This window comes from Terriglobales bacterium, assembly GCA_035651655.1.
Classification (GTDB): Bacteria; Acidobacteriota; Terriglobia; order Terriglobales; family Acidobacteriaceae; genus DASRFG01.
Map to the genome: position 1 here is coordinate 120,072 of DASRFG010000026.1, position 14,803 is coordinate 134,874.

A 14,803-nucleotide genomic window follows, 5' to 3' on the forward strand; every position below is an offset into this window, starting at 1 on the left:
CAATCGCCCGCCATGGCCGGAACTGCACCGTTGCGTCTTTTGAGCACCACGCGCGATCAGCGACGCACCTTGCTCGCGGCCGGACTAGGCTGGATGCTGGATGGCTTTGACGTGATGCTGTATGCCCTGGTGCTGACGCATGTGATGCGCGACCTGGGCATGAGCAAAGCCACAGCCGGTCTTCTTAATACGCTTACTCTGCTGGCATCAGGCCTGGGCGGCGTTCTATTCGGCTTCATTGCCGATCGCCTCGGCCGCAAGCGCGCCCTCATGGCCAGCATTCTTACTTATTCGGTTTGTTCTTTCGCCTCTGGACTCTCCACATCCATTCTTATGCTGGCGGTTTTCCGCTTCGTGCTTGGGCTGGGCATGGGCGGAGAGTGGAACACGGGTGCCGCCCTGGTCGCCGAGACCTGGCCAACTGCGCTTCGCGCGAAGGCGCTCTCCATTGTCCAGAGTTCGTGGGCCATCGGCTATGCCGCGGCCGCCCTCGTCTCCGGGCTGATGCTGCGGGTAGCCAACTGGCGGGCCGTCTTTTTCGTAGGGATCGCTCCCGCATTGTTGACCCTGTGGATCCAAAAAGATGTTCCCGAGTCGGAAATGTGGCAGGAGCATCGCGCGGAATCTTCGCGGACAGCCGAAGCCAGCTCTTCAACAAACATATCCTTAGGGCGCTTATTCACCTCGCCGCTCGCCAAGCCAACATTGACCCTGTTGCTGGTCAATTTTTTTGGCATGTTCGGGTGGTGGGGACTGTTCACCTGGATTCCATCTTTCCTATCGCTTCCGGTCGCGCAGGGCGGCCGCGGCTTCGGGGTGATGAGCACTACCACTCTGCTGGTGGTTTTGAATCTCTTGGGAATGTTTCCCGGATATCTCAGTTTTGGCTGGGTCGCGGACTGGGTCGGACGCCGCAATGCGTTCGTGTATTACATGCTGGCTGCTGCTCTTCTGGTACCGCTTTACGCAGTGGTACGCTCAGGGTGGGCGCTGATGCTCCTGGGCACGATGGTGGCGTTCTTCGGCACAGGTTCGTTCTCCGGATCGGGATTAATCGGCAGCGAAATCTTTCCTACGGAAGTGCGCGCTCGCGCTCTCGGATTCACCTATAACGGCGCACGTGCTCTCAGTTCGGTGGCGCCATTTGTGATCGGACGTGTCGGCCAACAAAAGGGGTTGGGATGGGCTTTTTTTCTGTGCGCCGCGTCATACTTGTTGGCCATGCTTGTGGCAACGCAGCTGCCGGAAACCAAAGGAAAAACCTTGCAATAGACCTAAACAGCCACACTCTTCTTATGTTGCGCTTCACCGCGGACCAATGCAGCTACCCGCTCAAACACCTTAGTAAACATCTCCTCTGTGAGCTTCCCGGTTTGCGTGTTCTGGTTTGACGGATGATAGGAGGTCACCAGGATTTTTCCATCCGGAAGCGCGTATTCGGCACCGTGAGCAAACAAAAATTCGGCCTTGCTCTTCACCACGCCAGTCCGCACTAGGTATCTCAGGTATGTGTCGAACCCGATTCGTCCGAGGGCCACAACCACCTTTACTCTCTTCAGGCAGGCGAGTTCGCGGTCGAGGAATGGGGCGCAGTTGGCCAGCTCCTCGGGAAGCGGCTTGTTGGCCGGCGGTGCACAGCGGCAAGCGGCAGTAATGTAGGCGTCCAGCAACTTCAAACCGTCATCAATCCGCCGCCCATCAGGCTGATTAGCAAATCCTGTCCGGTGGAGAACTGGATACATGAAGTTGCCGGAAGAGTCTCCTGTGAATGGCCGACCGGTACGGTTCGAGCCATGCGCTCCCGGCGCCAGGCCAAGAATCAGTACGCGCGCATTGGGGTCGCCAAACCCGGGGACGGGCTTGCCCCAGTACTCGCAATCGCGGTAGGCGCGGCGCTTCTCGCGCGCAATTAACTCGCGATAGGTAACAAGCCGAGGACAGCGCCGGCAGGCCACCACCTCAGCATTTAGCAGATCAAGGCCAGATGCCATAACATCTATTCTAAGTTGCAGCGGGGCTGGCCCGCTCGCAATCGTTCTTCTGCGAAGATACCAACATGGGATTCGCCTTCGACTCTGACACTCGCCGCAAGCTCGGGTACCAGTTGATTGATTTCATTGACCAATACTTCTCTTCCCTTCCCGACCGGCCGGTCCAGCTGCCCAAGCCACAGCGCACGTTTGGGCAACTTGGGAACCCGCTCCCGGAAACGGGCGAAGATGCAGCGGCGGTCCTCGACGAAATGTGCCGGGAACTTGCGGATAAAGGCTTTCACGTTCCCGCGGCGAACTATTTTGGCCTGATGAATCCCACGCCAACTTATATGGCGGTGCTGGCGGAGGCGCTGGTCGCGGCGCTTAATCCGCAGCTGGCTACGTTAGCGCGCTCGCAGCTCGCCTCGAAAATCGAGTTGGAGACCGTCCGCTGGATCGGCGAACGCGTTGGCTGGACTGCCCCGTTCGACGGGAGCTTCACCAGCGGCGGCAACGAGGCGAATTTCAGCGGCATGGCGCTGGCTGTAGCGGCGCATTTTCCCAGTGCCATTGAAGATGGCATCGCCACTATCGGGGCGCAACCAGTGCTGTACGCCTCGGTAGAGGCACATCACTCGCTAGACAAGTCTGCCGGCCTGCTCGGCCTCGGTCGCAAGGCGCTGCGCCGGATCGACGTGAATGAGAAGCTACAACTCGATCCCGCCAAGCTGGAGGCAGCGATCAAGAAGGATATCTCCTCTGGAAAGAAACCGTTCTGCGTAATAGCCACAGCCGGGACGACGAACTCTGGGACGGTGGACGACATCGTCGCCATAGCCGAGATCTGCCGCCGTTACAAACTATGGTTGCACGTTGATGGCGCGTTCGGCGCGGTGGCCATCTTCTCAGACCAGCATCGCGACCTCGTGCGTGGAATCGAAGTCTGCGACTCGCTCACCATTGATCCGCACAAGTGGCTGGCCATGCCGTTTGCCGCCGGAGTGGTGCTTACCAGGCATCCGGAGATCTTGGTTCGTGCGTTCAGCGTGGCTGCCCCCTACATGCCAAAAGACCGTAGCGCTCAATTGCCCGACAATTCTCGCATCAGCACACAGTGGTCGCGGCGAATGAATTCTCTGAAGCTCTGGCTCACGCTGCGGGTTCATGGCCGGCAGGCCTATGAGGAACATATTGATCGCCAGCTGCGCCTGGCCCGCGCCTTTGCTGCCTGGCTCAAGAACTCTTCTGCGTACGAGCTCACGGTTGATCCTGCGCTCACTATTGTGAATTTCAGGGTCAAATCGAGCAGCCGCACTGAAGATGAGATCGCGGCAGCCAATCTGGCCGTGGTGGAAGCAGTCACCCGCGACGGCTCTCGCTGGATTTCTGAGACCAAAGTGAATGGCCACAGCGTAATTCGAGTGATGGTTATCAGTTATCTCACCGAGGAGCGGCACCTGCAAAGCCTGCAGCACGCGCTTAGCGAAGCGGCAAACGAGCTCTCGCTCGGCAACAAAGTTTCAGCAGCCCGATGAAGCCGAAAGAAGCTGCTCACAACTTCATTGCACCCAAACTGGTGCGGATTCCCGAAGGCTGGTTTGAGATGGGTTCGAACCAAGGACTCGACTGCGAGAAGCCGGTGCACCGCGTTTGGGTAGATGCCTTCGAAATGGCTGCGTGCCAGGTGACGAACGCCGAGTATGCCGCATTTCTGATCGCTCGCGGCGTCCAGCCACCGCCTTCCTGGAATGATCTTAGCTTCAATCATCCTCAGCAGCCTGTGGTCGCAGTCTCGTGGTTTGAGGCCGCAGAGTACTGCGAGTGGCTGTCTGAGATCAGCGGCCAGCACTATCGCTTGCCAAGCGAAGCGGAATGGGAGCGGGCCGCGCGCGGCGGCATAGATGGAAAGCTTTTTCCGTGGGGTGATGAGCCGCCGCAGTCGCTGCCCGATTATGAAAAGCGCTGGCGAAACGGCCCCGAGCCGGTTGGGCGTTATGCTTCGAACAAATTTGGCCTATTTGATATCTGCGAGAACGTGCATGAGTGGTGCGTGGACTGGTTTGCCGCGGATTATTATCGCGTCTCACCGGAGCGCAATCCGTGCGGTCCCAACCAAGGCACGCGGAAGGCTTCGCGCGGGGGATCTTGGCGACACCACATTAAGGCGTCCCGCTGCCACACGCGGTCGAGCATCCCACCAGCGTTCCGGTACACGGACTACGGATTTCGGCTGCTGAGAGACACAGCAACTCACACCCGCCAGTCTGGATAGAAATTTCTTCCACATTTGTTTGTTTCCGCTGTAATGGCTGTGTTAAGCTTCGCGCACTAGAGTGTCAGTGCTAGCTGCTGATATCACCTGATTAGCACGCAGTTAACCCGCTGGGGGGCGTTATGCACTACACCGATGGAATGATGGACACTCGATTCGCAGCCGCGTACCTGGGCTATTCGCCAGCCACGCTCAGGCTGTGGAGACGCAAGGGCTGCGGTCCGAAGTTTCAATACCTGGGGCGCTTCGTGGAGTACCTCAGGCAGGACCTGGACACATGGTCGGGAGGACAAGAATCATCCGCCCTGCGCCGTGCTGCTCGACGAGCGAAATTTTCGAGCGTCCGCTGGCGTGGTTCACGACTTGGAAAACCTGCTGCAAGTCCTTCTCTCGTCCAGACCATGAGTTAAGGCAGATTGCCTCTGGTGCTGGTTGTTGTAGCTAAAGCACGACGTTCGCCATCCACTATTTTCCGCCGCTCCGCACATCGCGGGGGGGGGTACCCGATATTTGCGTGGGCAGTCTCCTCGCCGACCCGCCAAAGACCCACCTCCCTCACTCCACAAAAAGAAAACACAATCCTTTCCCGCTTGCGGTACTCTGGAATCAACATTAGCCCCACCGTAAGGGAGGAACTGTGGCAAATTTTGGTTATGGACGCGAGAGGATCGTAGAAGCTGGGGCCAATCCGTTTGCCCGCTTGGCAACTGCGGGCATTGTCGCATTGCTGATCATTATTCTGCTGTTCGCGTCTGTGGCCAAAGTAGACGCCGGCCATGTAGGTGTCCTCACTCTCTTCGGCCGTGTCACCGGTGAGATCCTCCCCGAGGGGATACACATGGTGAATCCCTTCAAGATCAATAACCAGATGTCGGTGCGCACGCAGGAGATCAAAGAATCGGCCAGCGTGCCATCCAGCGAAGGCTTGGTGATGAACCTCGATACCTCGCTCATCTATCACGTGAATCCGGGCAAGGCGGCGGAGGTGTACCAGAAGCTCGGGCCGGCGTACTCAGACATCGTTATTGAACCCACTCTGCGCGCCGCCATCCGCGAGGCCACCGCCTCGCATAGTGCCAATGCTCTTTACACCGGCGAACGCGAACAGGTGGCGCGCCAGATCTATTCCCAACTTCTCAACCAGCTCAATCCTCGCGGATTTGAGGTGGAAAACGTTCTGTTGCGCGATATACAGCTACCCTCGACATTGAAAGCATCCATCGAGCAAAAGCAGCAGGCGGAGCAGGAAGCATTGGCCATGAGCTTCCGCCTGCAACGTGAGAAACAGGAAGCCGAGCGAAAGCGCATCGAGGCACAAGGTATTCACGACTTTCAGCAAATCGTTGCCCAGGGCATCAGCCCCGCATTGCTGGAGTGGAAAGGTATTGAAGCCACCGAGGCGTTGGCCAGAAGCCCGAACTCCAAGGTGGTTGTGATCGGGAGCGGAAAGAATGGCCTGCCGCTCATCCTCGGCGGCGAAAAATAACAAGCAAAGTCCCTCTCTTTAACGCAAAAGTTACAAAGGTCACTTTACCCGCCGAATTTTGGTTCGTATAACCAAGTAGGTGGCAGTTGCCATATGGGAATCGAGCGGCGGAAGCATAAACGCACCAAGATAAAGCTACCCTTGCGCATGTGGTTGAGTGCTAAGGGTTGCACACCTGCCCTGGTGGAGTTTGCTCACACTCTTGATGTCGCCGAATTAGGAGCCAAGCTCGGCGGGATACGGTCTCGCCTGCAGCCCGGGGACACTATCACCCTCCAGCGGGAGAATCTGACGGCACAATTCCGCGTAAGTTGGGCGAAGCAGGTTAACCCCAACGAGCTACAAGTGGGAATTGAGTCGCTCGAAACAAAGTCTGACTTCTGGGGACTAAAAGTGCCGCGTGGTCACGCTGGCTCCTCGCACGATAAAGAGCTTCTGCTTCGCGTTGTCGAGATCAACCGCGCTTCGTAGCCTCGACAAAAGAGACCCGGCCAAAGAAACCTGCAGACTCACGTGGGCACAGGCGCCCTCGCCTGTGCTGGCGAGCGCAGCTCGCCCGGGCAGCGGGTTGAACCCGTCATTCACTTTCCGGCAACTCGCGGATCCAGATGTTCCGGTAACGAACCGGATTGCCATGGTCCTGAAGACTCAGTGGCAGACGATCAGCGTGGAACTGATAAGCAGGACGCTCGCCGTGAGCAGTTGGGCCTGTCAGTTCGACATTATCTTGCACGAGAATGCCGTTGTGTAGGACCGTGACGCGAGCTGGGCGACGAAGTTGCTTGATACTGCTATCGAAAACCGGGCGCCGAAAAATGATGTCGTACGTCTGCCACTCCCCAGGCGGCAAGCTAGCGTTAACCAGAGGTGGATATTGTCCGTACACCGCCGCGGCTTGACCATCGGGATAAGTCTTACTCTGGTATGAATCCAGAACCTGAATTTCATACTTACCCATGAGGAAGATGCCACTGTTTCCGCGTTCCTGTCCCTCCCCAACAGCCGGTACCGGCGTCCTCCACTCCACATGCAGCTGGCAATCCGCAAATTTATTTTTCGAGACAATATTTCCGCTGCCTTTTACCACCTCCATGTATCCATCCTGCACCTTCCACCTTGCCGGACCTCCACTGTCGGCTTCCCAATTAGACAGACTTCGGCCGTCGAACAACACAGTCGCGTCTGACGGCACTTTCCCGGGCTGACTTGGAGTGCTGCCACTGCCCGGAGAGACAACCGGCGGTTGGGGACGATTCACGTCATGTATTGCCCAGTCGTGAACCGCGCGTGCGGAACTCTGCCTGGATTGCATACCTGGGAGTTGTAACGTCAAGAAAGACGTCAAGCCTAGCAAACAAAAAAACTGTTTCATAGCAGGCCTCGGAGATCAGCTATGGGCAAAATCCTCCAGCGGTCTCAGCTTTGCTGAGTGAATCCGCTCGATGAGCCGATCTGCGAGTGTAGTAAACTGAGTGAGTTGTTTCAATCGCTTCAAGCCCGCAGTGGGCGCGTAGCTCAGTTGGTAGAGCAATGCCCTTTTAAGGCATGGGTCGATGGTTCGAGTCCATCCGCGCTCACCACTAATTCCTGAGAGTCATTGAACGCGGCAGCCCGGCGGAGGCAATTTGGCACTTCCTGAGTTCGCAGCGAAGCGTTGAACGCTCAACCGCTCAGAACCTTCCTGGATGACATAAAACTTGTCGGCCTGAAGATCACGAAAGACCTGCCGCATCCCACTGGGCCACAGAACCTCGACAACCTCCGCCTGGGTAGCTTTTCCCAGGCCAAAGTTCGCGCGTAAGTCACTCTGCGAAAGATAACTCCCGCCGCCCGCAACTTCGCGAATCTGCGAGAGACCGCCAGCGCGGAGACGAATGCGCGCGCCCATCGCATCGCGGTTACTCTTGGTGCCAACGAGCTTAAAGTTAATGAAGTGATTGGCTCCATTACCGCTGTTCTTCAGCAGCAGGGGTGGGTCGCCATTGTTCGCAACGATCACGTCGACATTGCCGTCGTTGTCGAAATCAGCGAAAGCCGCTCCCCGTCCGGCATAAGGTGTGCGAAATCCTTCACCCGCAGTTTTCGTCGTCTCGATAAATTTGCCATTCCCCTCGTTGTGAAACAGAGAGTTGATCTGCTTGTATCGAATATCAGGGGAGACGAGTTCCACTTCCTCGTATACGTGTCCGTTCGCGATGAATAGATCGAGCCAACCGTCATTATCGTAGTCGAAGAAGCCTCCGCCGAAGCTGAGGACGTTGTGCGTGGGTGCGGTTATACCCACCTGATCGCTGACCTCGTCGAACACACCTTTGCCGTCGTTGTGCCAAACATGGTCGGAAGAAAGCTGGAAATCAGAAATATAAAGATCGAGATTGCCGTCATTGTCATAATCACCCAGCGAAATACACATTGCGGCCATGGCATTTCCATACGCCGTAAAGGCGACGCCTGCGGGCGCTCCTACTTCCGTAAACGTCCCGTTGTGTTCATTGTGGTAAAGGAACGCTTCAATCCCGTCGTTGGCCACGAACAGGTCGGGCCAGCCGTCGTTGTCATAATCAGCCGCTCCGATCGAAAGATTGAAACCGTGCGCCTGAAACATCTTCGCTTTTCTTGTGACATTGCTGAAGGTGCCGTCGCCATTATTGTGGTAGAGAACTGCGGGAGTTCCGCTATAGGCGGCTGGACGGCAACTGGTAGGAATGCCATTCCCGATAGTGCAATGGCGCTTGCTTTTTGGCCCGAAGTCGGCGTAGCCCCCGACATATAGGTCCAGCAGGCCATCGCGGTCGTAGTCGAAAAATGTCGCTCCCGTGTGGAATACGGTTCCGAAATCCGTCCCCGCAACGCCGGCCTTTTCGGTAACATCGGTAAAAGTACCGTTGCCGTTGTTGTGGTACAGGATGTTGCGCCCGTACTGCGTCACATAGAGGTCGGGAAAACTGTCATTGTCATAATCTCCCCACACACAGCCCAGACCATAAGCAGTGCCGGGCACCCCTGCCTTCTCGGTCACGTCAGTGAAAGTTCCGTCGCCGTTGTTTCGATACAGCGCATTGCGGACCGAAACCCCACGGTTGTAGAGGTCGCGGCCATTTACAAAATAAACGTCCTGGAACCCATCCCCATCGAAATCAGCTACGCACAGCCCAGGTCCAGCCTCTTCCAGGATCGTCGAGGTCCCGTTCTTCCCTTTGTAGTGAACGAATTCAATGCCTGCTGCCTTGGTCACATTCGAGAACTGCACAATTTGGCGTGAGGGATTTTGGGCTGCAAGGTATGGGGTGTACGGCCACAATACGAGCACACCGCTCAAAAGCAACTGCAGAACCTTCGACGGCCACAAACGACTTGGAAATTGGGGTTGGCGCATGCCCTGCACGTGCCGCATGCTTCTGCAAGACGCATGCAGTGAAGATTTCGCTAGCGGAATCTCCGGATCAATAGTCTATGCCGGTCAGACCGGTAAAGACCGAGCACGTAGATTATAGGTTTACCTGCTGTGGAGTAGATAACCTGGCGAATCCGTAACAGCGGCAGTCCCCGGGCAATTCCTAATAATGACGCTACTCGAGGACCGGTGGATGTGGCGTCAATCTCCTCGTCGGCGTAAGCCAGCTTGACTCCGTGATCCTGCTCAAGAATAGAGAAGAGCGAGCCTCGCTCCAGTTTGGCCTGTGTGAGATCGGCGAATTCCTCGGCGGGTAAGTAGCAGGTTTCTACCGCGAACGGTTCGTTGGCTCCCTCCCGGACCCGCTCCAGTTTAAAAAGACGGGTAGCAGCCGGCAGGCCCAGGCGCGCTGCAATTTCATCCTCATTATCAATCTCGGTCAGCGCGAGAACTCTGGAGCGCGCCTGCAAGCTGCGGCCTGCCATCTGTTCGGTAAAACTCATTAACTTGTTGAAATGAATTTTTGGAGGAGCTACGAAAGTTCCGGCACCTCGCCGTCGGCTGACCAAGCCCTGTCTTTCCAGTCCCGCCAGGGCGTGGCGTGCGGTCATTAGGCTCACTCCGTGAATTCTTGCCAGCTCCCGTTCGGAATCCACCGCATCTCCGGGCTTCAATTGTCCGGCCTCAATGCGCTTAAGAATTGCGCCCTGGATTCTCTTGTAGGCTGGCGTCCCGTTGGGACGGATTTCTTCCATCACAGCTCCCAAGCGATTTGAAGACGGTGATTCATGCCCGTCGCTTTCGCGGGCATTCCTGGGCAGGTGCTATAGAGCTTAATATAACAAACGTTTGAAAAAAGCTATTGTAATGAGACCGGGGTGCGTCCTCGCGTCGGCCGGTACCTACGATAAAACACATCCGAAATCCCATCTTCTCTCCGATTTTTCATAACTCAATTTCTGGGAGGAGTGCGGTTTCCCGGCTTTTTCATTTTTTTCTTGACCGAGCCGCCTCTTATGCTATATAGCAATGCCCCAACAGTATTTCTAGCCCCAGGTGTCGTCACGTCTTCAATGTCTTCAGCCAGAGAAACGTCAGGAGGATTTGTGATGGGTACGCTACAGTCGAAGAAGATCGTGCTTGTGCTGTTGTTAGTAGCCGCGCTGCTCAGTGTGTCGCCGGCCTGGAGCCAGGACGTGACCGCGGCCATAGTAGGGACCGTGACAGATCCAAGTGGTGCGCCAGTTCCGGGTGCCGACGTGAGCGCCAAGGACACGGAACGGGGGACTGTGTTGACCGCTAAGACGAACAGCACCGGTGCCTACAACTTGACTCGAGTTCCAATCGGTACCTATGTATTGACGGTGGGAGCGCCCGGCTTCCAGAAAACCGCGCATGCCCCTTTCACGCTTGTGCTTAACCAGACCGCCCGCATTGACGTGCAGCTCAAGATCGGCCAAGTGACGGAAACGGTGGAGGTCACAGGCGCCGTCCCGGCACTGCAAACAGAAACCACACAGGTCAACACGGTTATAGATTCAGTCTCCGCGGATAGGCTACCTCTGGCCACACGAAATTACGTGCAATTGACTTTGCTCTCCCCGGGCTCCGTATCGCCAGATCCTACGAACTTCAACAATGGCGATAACACAGCCAGCGGAGCCAGGCCCTACATCAACGGTAACCGTGAACAAGCGAATAATTTCATCCTCGATGGGATGGACAACAATCAGGTCTCCGACAACCTCCTCGGTTACACTCCGGCGCCTGATGCTATTCAGGAATTCAACCTGATCACCAACAACGCGTCCGCCGAGTTCGGCAATTTCCAGGGCGGCATCGTCAGCACCAGCATCAAATCCGGAACCAACAGTTTCCACGGTGATCTTTGGGAGTATTTCCGTAATGATGTGCTCAATGCCAACAAGTGGGAGAACAAATTCCAAGGGCCGGCAAAAGCTTCTCCCAGAGATTCCCTCCGCTGGAATATGTTCGGCGGCACGATTGGTGGCCCGATCATAAAAAACAAGCTGTTCTTCTTCGGGGATTACCAGGGACAACGGTTCCATCATCCCGGATCAACAAACCTGATCACCGTTTTTACCGCCGCGGAGCGGCAGGGGAATTTCTCGGGCCTTTGTACTTCTGGATTTACGGCCGGCATCTGCAACGATCGAGCTACGGACGCGAACGGCAACCTTACCAGCAATCCAACTCACCAGCTTTATAATCCTTGCCAGCCAGGCACAGGCTTTGGCGGCGTCCCCTGTGCAACGGCGGCGGTACGCCAACCGTTCTTGAACAACCAGATTCCCTTAAGCATGCTGGATGGTGTTGCTGCAAACCTGTTTGCATCGGCTTTCTATCCGCAGCCTATCAACGGCAACTCTACGGAAAATGCGACCAACCTCGTAAGCCAGGCCTTCAACAACAATCAATACGACATCAAGATTGATTACAACGCCACCGACAAAGACAAAATTTTTGGCCGCTTTTCGCATGCTAACCAGGAGAATCCATCTACTAACTCGTTCGTACTTTTTGGCGATGGCTTTTCACAAGCGCCCATTCACAACGAGGTGGTTGATTGGTCGCACACTGTAAGCTCCAGCTTACTCAATGACCTTCGGGTTGGAGTTAATTACGTCAAGCTGCATAACGGGCAAAGTTTTCCTTCAGCGATTGGTAATTTTGGCGAGCAGCTTGGTATTGCTAATGCGAACACTAATGGTCCAGGGCTCCTTGAAATCGGTTTTAACGGAGGAACTCCTTCGCAAGCTGGTAATGGAACTCTAACTAATATTGGCGCCAGCGGGATCGAGCAGAACTTTCGCGATGCCGTGATCCAGTTGTCAGACGCGGTTGTGCTGACTCGTGGCCGGCACGTCATCCACACCGGGTTCGAGTTCTGGCGTGATCGCATCAACACTTTTTATAGCGGTAACAACGGGAAGTTCGGCGGCATCTTCTATGGCGGGAACTTTACCTCCAATGACCCAAAAAATACTGTAACTGGCACTGGATTCGGCGGCGCAGATTTCTTCCTCGGCTTGCCCAACAGCTATGGTCGCGGTGTGTCAGGTGGGGGTTGGGGACAGCGGGCCAACATCTATGCCGGTTATGTGCAGGATGACTGGCGAGTCAGTCCTAACCTCACTTTGAATCTCGGATTGCGTTATGAAGCCCATGGTGGTTGGGTGGAGAGAAATGATCGTCAAGATAACTTTACGCTGATTGGTGGGCAGCTCATCGCTCCAAACTGCTCGCTGCTGAAGGGTTTGACTACGTTCTCATGCCAGAACAGCAACCGAGCCCTTTACAACGGCACGTATGGCCCGAAGGACCTTCAGCCCCGAGTTGGGTTTGCCTGGACACCTCAGCCCCTGGGAGGGAAAACAGTCGTTAGGGGTGCCTTTTCTATTTCGTCCTATCTGGAGGGTACGGGAACCAACTTGCGGTTGCCCATCAATCCGCCGTTCAGTCCTGCTGAGTTTCTGCAGCAGTTTAATGGCACTCAAGTGGTCCACACGAGTGAGCAAGGCCTGGTTCCGCCGCCTTCGGGTGATCCCTTTGCAAAAGCGCTCATTCGCGTTTGGGATCCGGACGTGCAACCGGCAATTACTGACCAGTGGAACCTCACTATTCAGCACCAGTTGACCAACAGCACTACGCTGCAGGTCGGTTATGTAGGACAGCACGGGACGCACTTGATGGTTCCCATGCCGTACCTCCAGAAGCGACTACGCCCATGCAACGCCCCTCCTTGTACCGACCCCAGCATCTTCTTGTCGGGAAATACTGCCTTGCAGAACGATATCTCGCAAATCTCGGGTACCGCATCCGTGGGGAGCATGAGATACAACGCACTGCAGACTGTGTTCCAGAAACGCTACTCCAGCGGTCTGCAATATCAGGTGGCCTACACGTTCTCAAAGTGCATGACCGATAACAGCGGATACTATGGAACCTGGGGCTCCACTCAAAGCACGCCAGCGAGCCCTTATTATCAGAACCTCTATGACCCGCGTGCGGATTGGGCCGAGTGTTACTACGACTCAAAGCACGTTCTGAGTTCCTATGCTGTGTACGAACTACCTTTCGGCCATGGAAAGCGCTTCGGACACAACGCGAATCCAGTGGTCAACGCGATTGCGGGTGGCTGGTCGATAAATCCCATCCTGTCGCTGCATACCGGTTTCCCGCTGGCACTGTACAATTTCGGCGACGATCCCACAGGAACCGGATCCAGAGGCCTACGCCCCAACTGCAACGGCCCCTCTCACACCTTTGGACGTAAGCCAGCTTTTGATACCAGCAGTGGCGCGTTCATAGGGTACCAGTGGTTCGATCCCTCGCCATATTCAGCATCCGCGGTGGGGACCTTCGGAAATTGTCCTGCGCAAGGCCCAATCCGCGGTCCTGGATATGCAAACCTCGACTTGAGCCTGCAAAAAGACTTCCTGATTACGGAATCTAAGAGACTTCAGTTCCGTACCGATTTTGTCAACGCCTTTAACCACACGAATCTCAATGCTCCGGCTACGGCGCTTGGCGGGAACATGGGGCTTGTCAACTCGTCTCAAGACCCACGCAACATCCAATTTGCGCTGAAGTTCTATTTCTAATGCAGTAGCAAGAAAACAATGACAGGCGCCCAAAGCGCCTGTCATTTTTCATTTAAGATGAAGCATGCTCAGGCTCTCCAATCCCCCCGATCTCGTGCTCCTGGTGTGTTTGGTCGGTGTGACTTGCGCCGCACAGTCACGGCCAGCACAAAAGTCGCGTTCTGACGATTCTCCGATCTCCTCGCGCAGCATCGAACTCGCGGAAAGTGGTCACTGCGCTCAAGCATTACCAATGTTGAAGAGCGCAATGCGGCAACCTGCAGACAAGGACCTCAAACGTAGACTGGGACTCGATGGAGTGCATTGTGCCATGACGGTCCATCAACCAGAGGAGGCATTGGACTTCCTTCGGACTCTGACCCGCGAATTTCCTCGGGATCCCGAAGTCTTGTACGTTGCCATTCATGCCTATTCCGACCTTTCTACCAAGTTCTCTCAAACCCTGGCGCGAGATGCACCTGATTCCTACGAGGCGCATGAACTAAATGCTGAGGCGCTCGAAGTACGCGGGGAGTGGGATCAAGCCGCTAAGGAGTATCGCTGGATTCTGGAAAAGAATCCCCGAGCTCCTGGTATCCACTTTCGAATGGGAAGGCTGCTGCTCTCCAAACCGAATCCCGGTCCTACGATGGCTGAGGACGCCAAGAAGGAATTCAAGCAGGAACTGGAGATTGATCCATCGAATGCTGGTGCTGAGTATGTTCTGGGTGAATTGGCTCGTCAGGCTCAACAATGGGACGATGCCATTGCACATTTTTCTCGCGCCGCGAAGCTAGACCCTGGGTTTGCGGATGCTTCGTTGGGATTGGGTATGTCACTTCTCTCAGTAAAGAAGTATGCAGAGGCCATTCCTCCCCTGCAAAACGCCGCCAAGCTGCAGCCTGAGAATCCAGCCACCCACTACAACCTCGCCATGGCCTACAGCCGCGCCGGGCAGAAGGAGCAGGCTGCCGAGGAATTTGCGCTTCACCGCAAAACCGCTGCAGCCGCCCAAGCAGCGCGGGATTCGCAAGCACCGCAACCGCTGCCGGCTGCAGAAGCTCCTCAGTAGGA

General features: G+C 55.8%; 11 protein-coding genes and 1 tRNA gene. 8 read left to right on the forward strand and 4 right to left on the reverse strand.

The features are described 5' to 3' along the window. Positions 1-12 precede the first annotated feature (12 nt). Positions 13-1,272 (forward strand): MFS transporter, encoded by a 1,260-nt coding sequence (locus tag VFA76_13530; GenBank protein HZR32861.1) that lies wholly within the window; start codon positions 13-15, stop codon positions 1,270-1,272. Positions 1,273-1,274: 2 nt separating this feature from the next. Here VFA76_13530 and VFA76_13535 read toward each other — a convergent pair whose 3' ends face one another. Further along, positions 1,275-1,991 carry a uracil-DNA glycosylase gene (locus tag VFA76_13535; GenBank protein ID HZR32862.1) on the reverse strand — a complete coding sequence of 239 codons (717 nt, stop codon included), beginning with the start codon at positions 1,989-1,991 and terminating at the stop codon, positions 1,275-1,277. A gap of 65 nt (positions 1,992-2,056) precedes the next feature. Here VFA76_13535 and VFA76_13540 point away from each other — a divergent pair, with 65 nt between their 5' ends. From VFA76_13540 to VFA76_13555, 4 genes are all read left to right on the forward strand, one after another. Further along, entirely contained in the window at positions 2,057-3,508 is a 1,452-nt protein-coding gene (locus VFA76_13540) for an aminotransferase class V-fold PLP-dependent enzyme (GenBank protein HZR32863.1), read from the forward strand. Beyond that, positions 3,505-4,245, forward strand: coding sequence for an SUMF1/EgtB/PvdO family nonheme iron enzyme (locus VFA76_13545; GenBank protein HZR32864.1), 741 nt, complete (start codon positions 3,505-3,507; stop codon positions 4,243-4,245). The genes VFA76_13540 and VFA76_13545 overlap by 4 nt, the downstream gene beginning before the upstream one ends. A 637-nt stretch (positions 4,246-4,882) precedes the next feature. Next, on the forward strand, positions 4,883-5,731 hold the full coding sequence (locus VFA76_13550) for a prohibitin family protein (protein HZR32865.1): 849 nt from the start codon (positions 4,883-4,885) through the stop codon (positions 5,729-5,731). A 93-nt stretch (positions 5,732-5,824) separates the two neighbouring features. After that, positions 5,825-6,202 (forward strand): hypothetical protein, encoded by a 378-nt coding sequence (locus VFA76_13555; GenBank protein HZR32866.1) that lies wholly within the window; start codon positions 5,825-5,827, stop codon positions 6,200-6,202. 106 nt (positions 6,203-6,308) lie between these two features. Here VFA76_13555 and VFA76_13560 read toward each other — a convergent pair whose 3' ends face one another. Continuing rightward, positions 6,309-7,103, reverse strand: coding sequence for a DUF1080 domain-containing protein (locus tag VFA76_13560; protein ID HZR32867.1), 795 nt, complete (start codon positions 7,101-7,103; stop codon positions 6,309-6,311). Between the two features lie 132 nt (positions 7,104-7,235). Between VFA76_13560 and VFA76_13565 the strand changes: the two genes are divergently transcribed. Then, a tRNA-Lys gene (locus VFA76_13565) sits at positions 7,236-7,311 on the forward strand. A gap of 14 nt (positions 7,312-7,325) precedes the next feature. On the opposite strand, the gene VFA76_13570 is transcribed toward VFA76_13565, so the two are convergent. Next, on the reverse strand, positions 7,326-8,966 hold the full coding sequence (locus tag VFA76_13570) for a CRTAC1 family protein (GenBank protein ID HZR32868.1): 1,641 nt from the start codon (positions 8,964-8,966) through the stop codon (positions 7,326-7,328). 191 nt (positions 8,967-9,157) lie between these two features. Then, the gene (locus VFA76_13575; protein ID HZR32869.1) at positions 9,158-9,880 is read right to left on the reverse strand and encodes a GntR family transcriptional regulator; all 723 of its coding nucleotides are present in this window, start codon (positions 9,878-9,880) and stop codon (positions 9,158-9,160) included. Positions 9,881-10,234: 354 nt separating this feature from the next. Here VFA76_13575 and VFA76_13580 point away from each other — a divergent pair, with 354 nt between their 5' ends. Both VFA76_13580 and VFA76_13585 read left to right on the forward strand, forming a co-directional pair. Continuing rightward, the gene (locus VFA76_13580) at positions 10,235-13,750 is read left to right on the forward strand and encodes a TonB-dependent receptor (GenBank protein ID HZR32870.1); all 3,516 of its coding nucleotides are present in this window, start codon (positions 10,235-10,237) and stop codon (positions 13,748-13,750) included. Between the two features lie 247 nt (positions 13,751-13,997). Beyond that, complete coding sequence (locus VFA76_13585) at positions 13,998-14,801, forward strand: tetratricopeptide repeat protein (GenBank protein HZR32871.1); 804 nt, start codon at positions 13,998-14,000, stop codon at positions 14,799-14,801. Positions 14,802-14,803 lie beyond the last annotated feature (2 nt).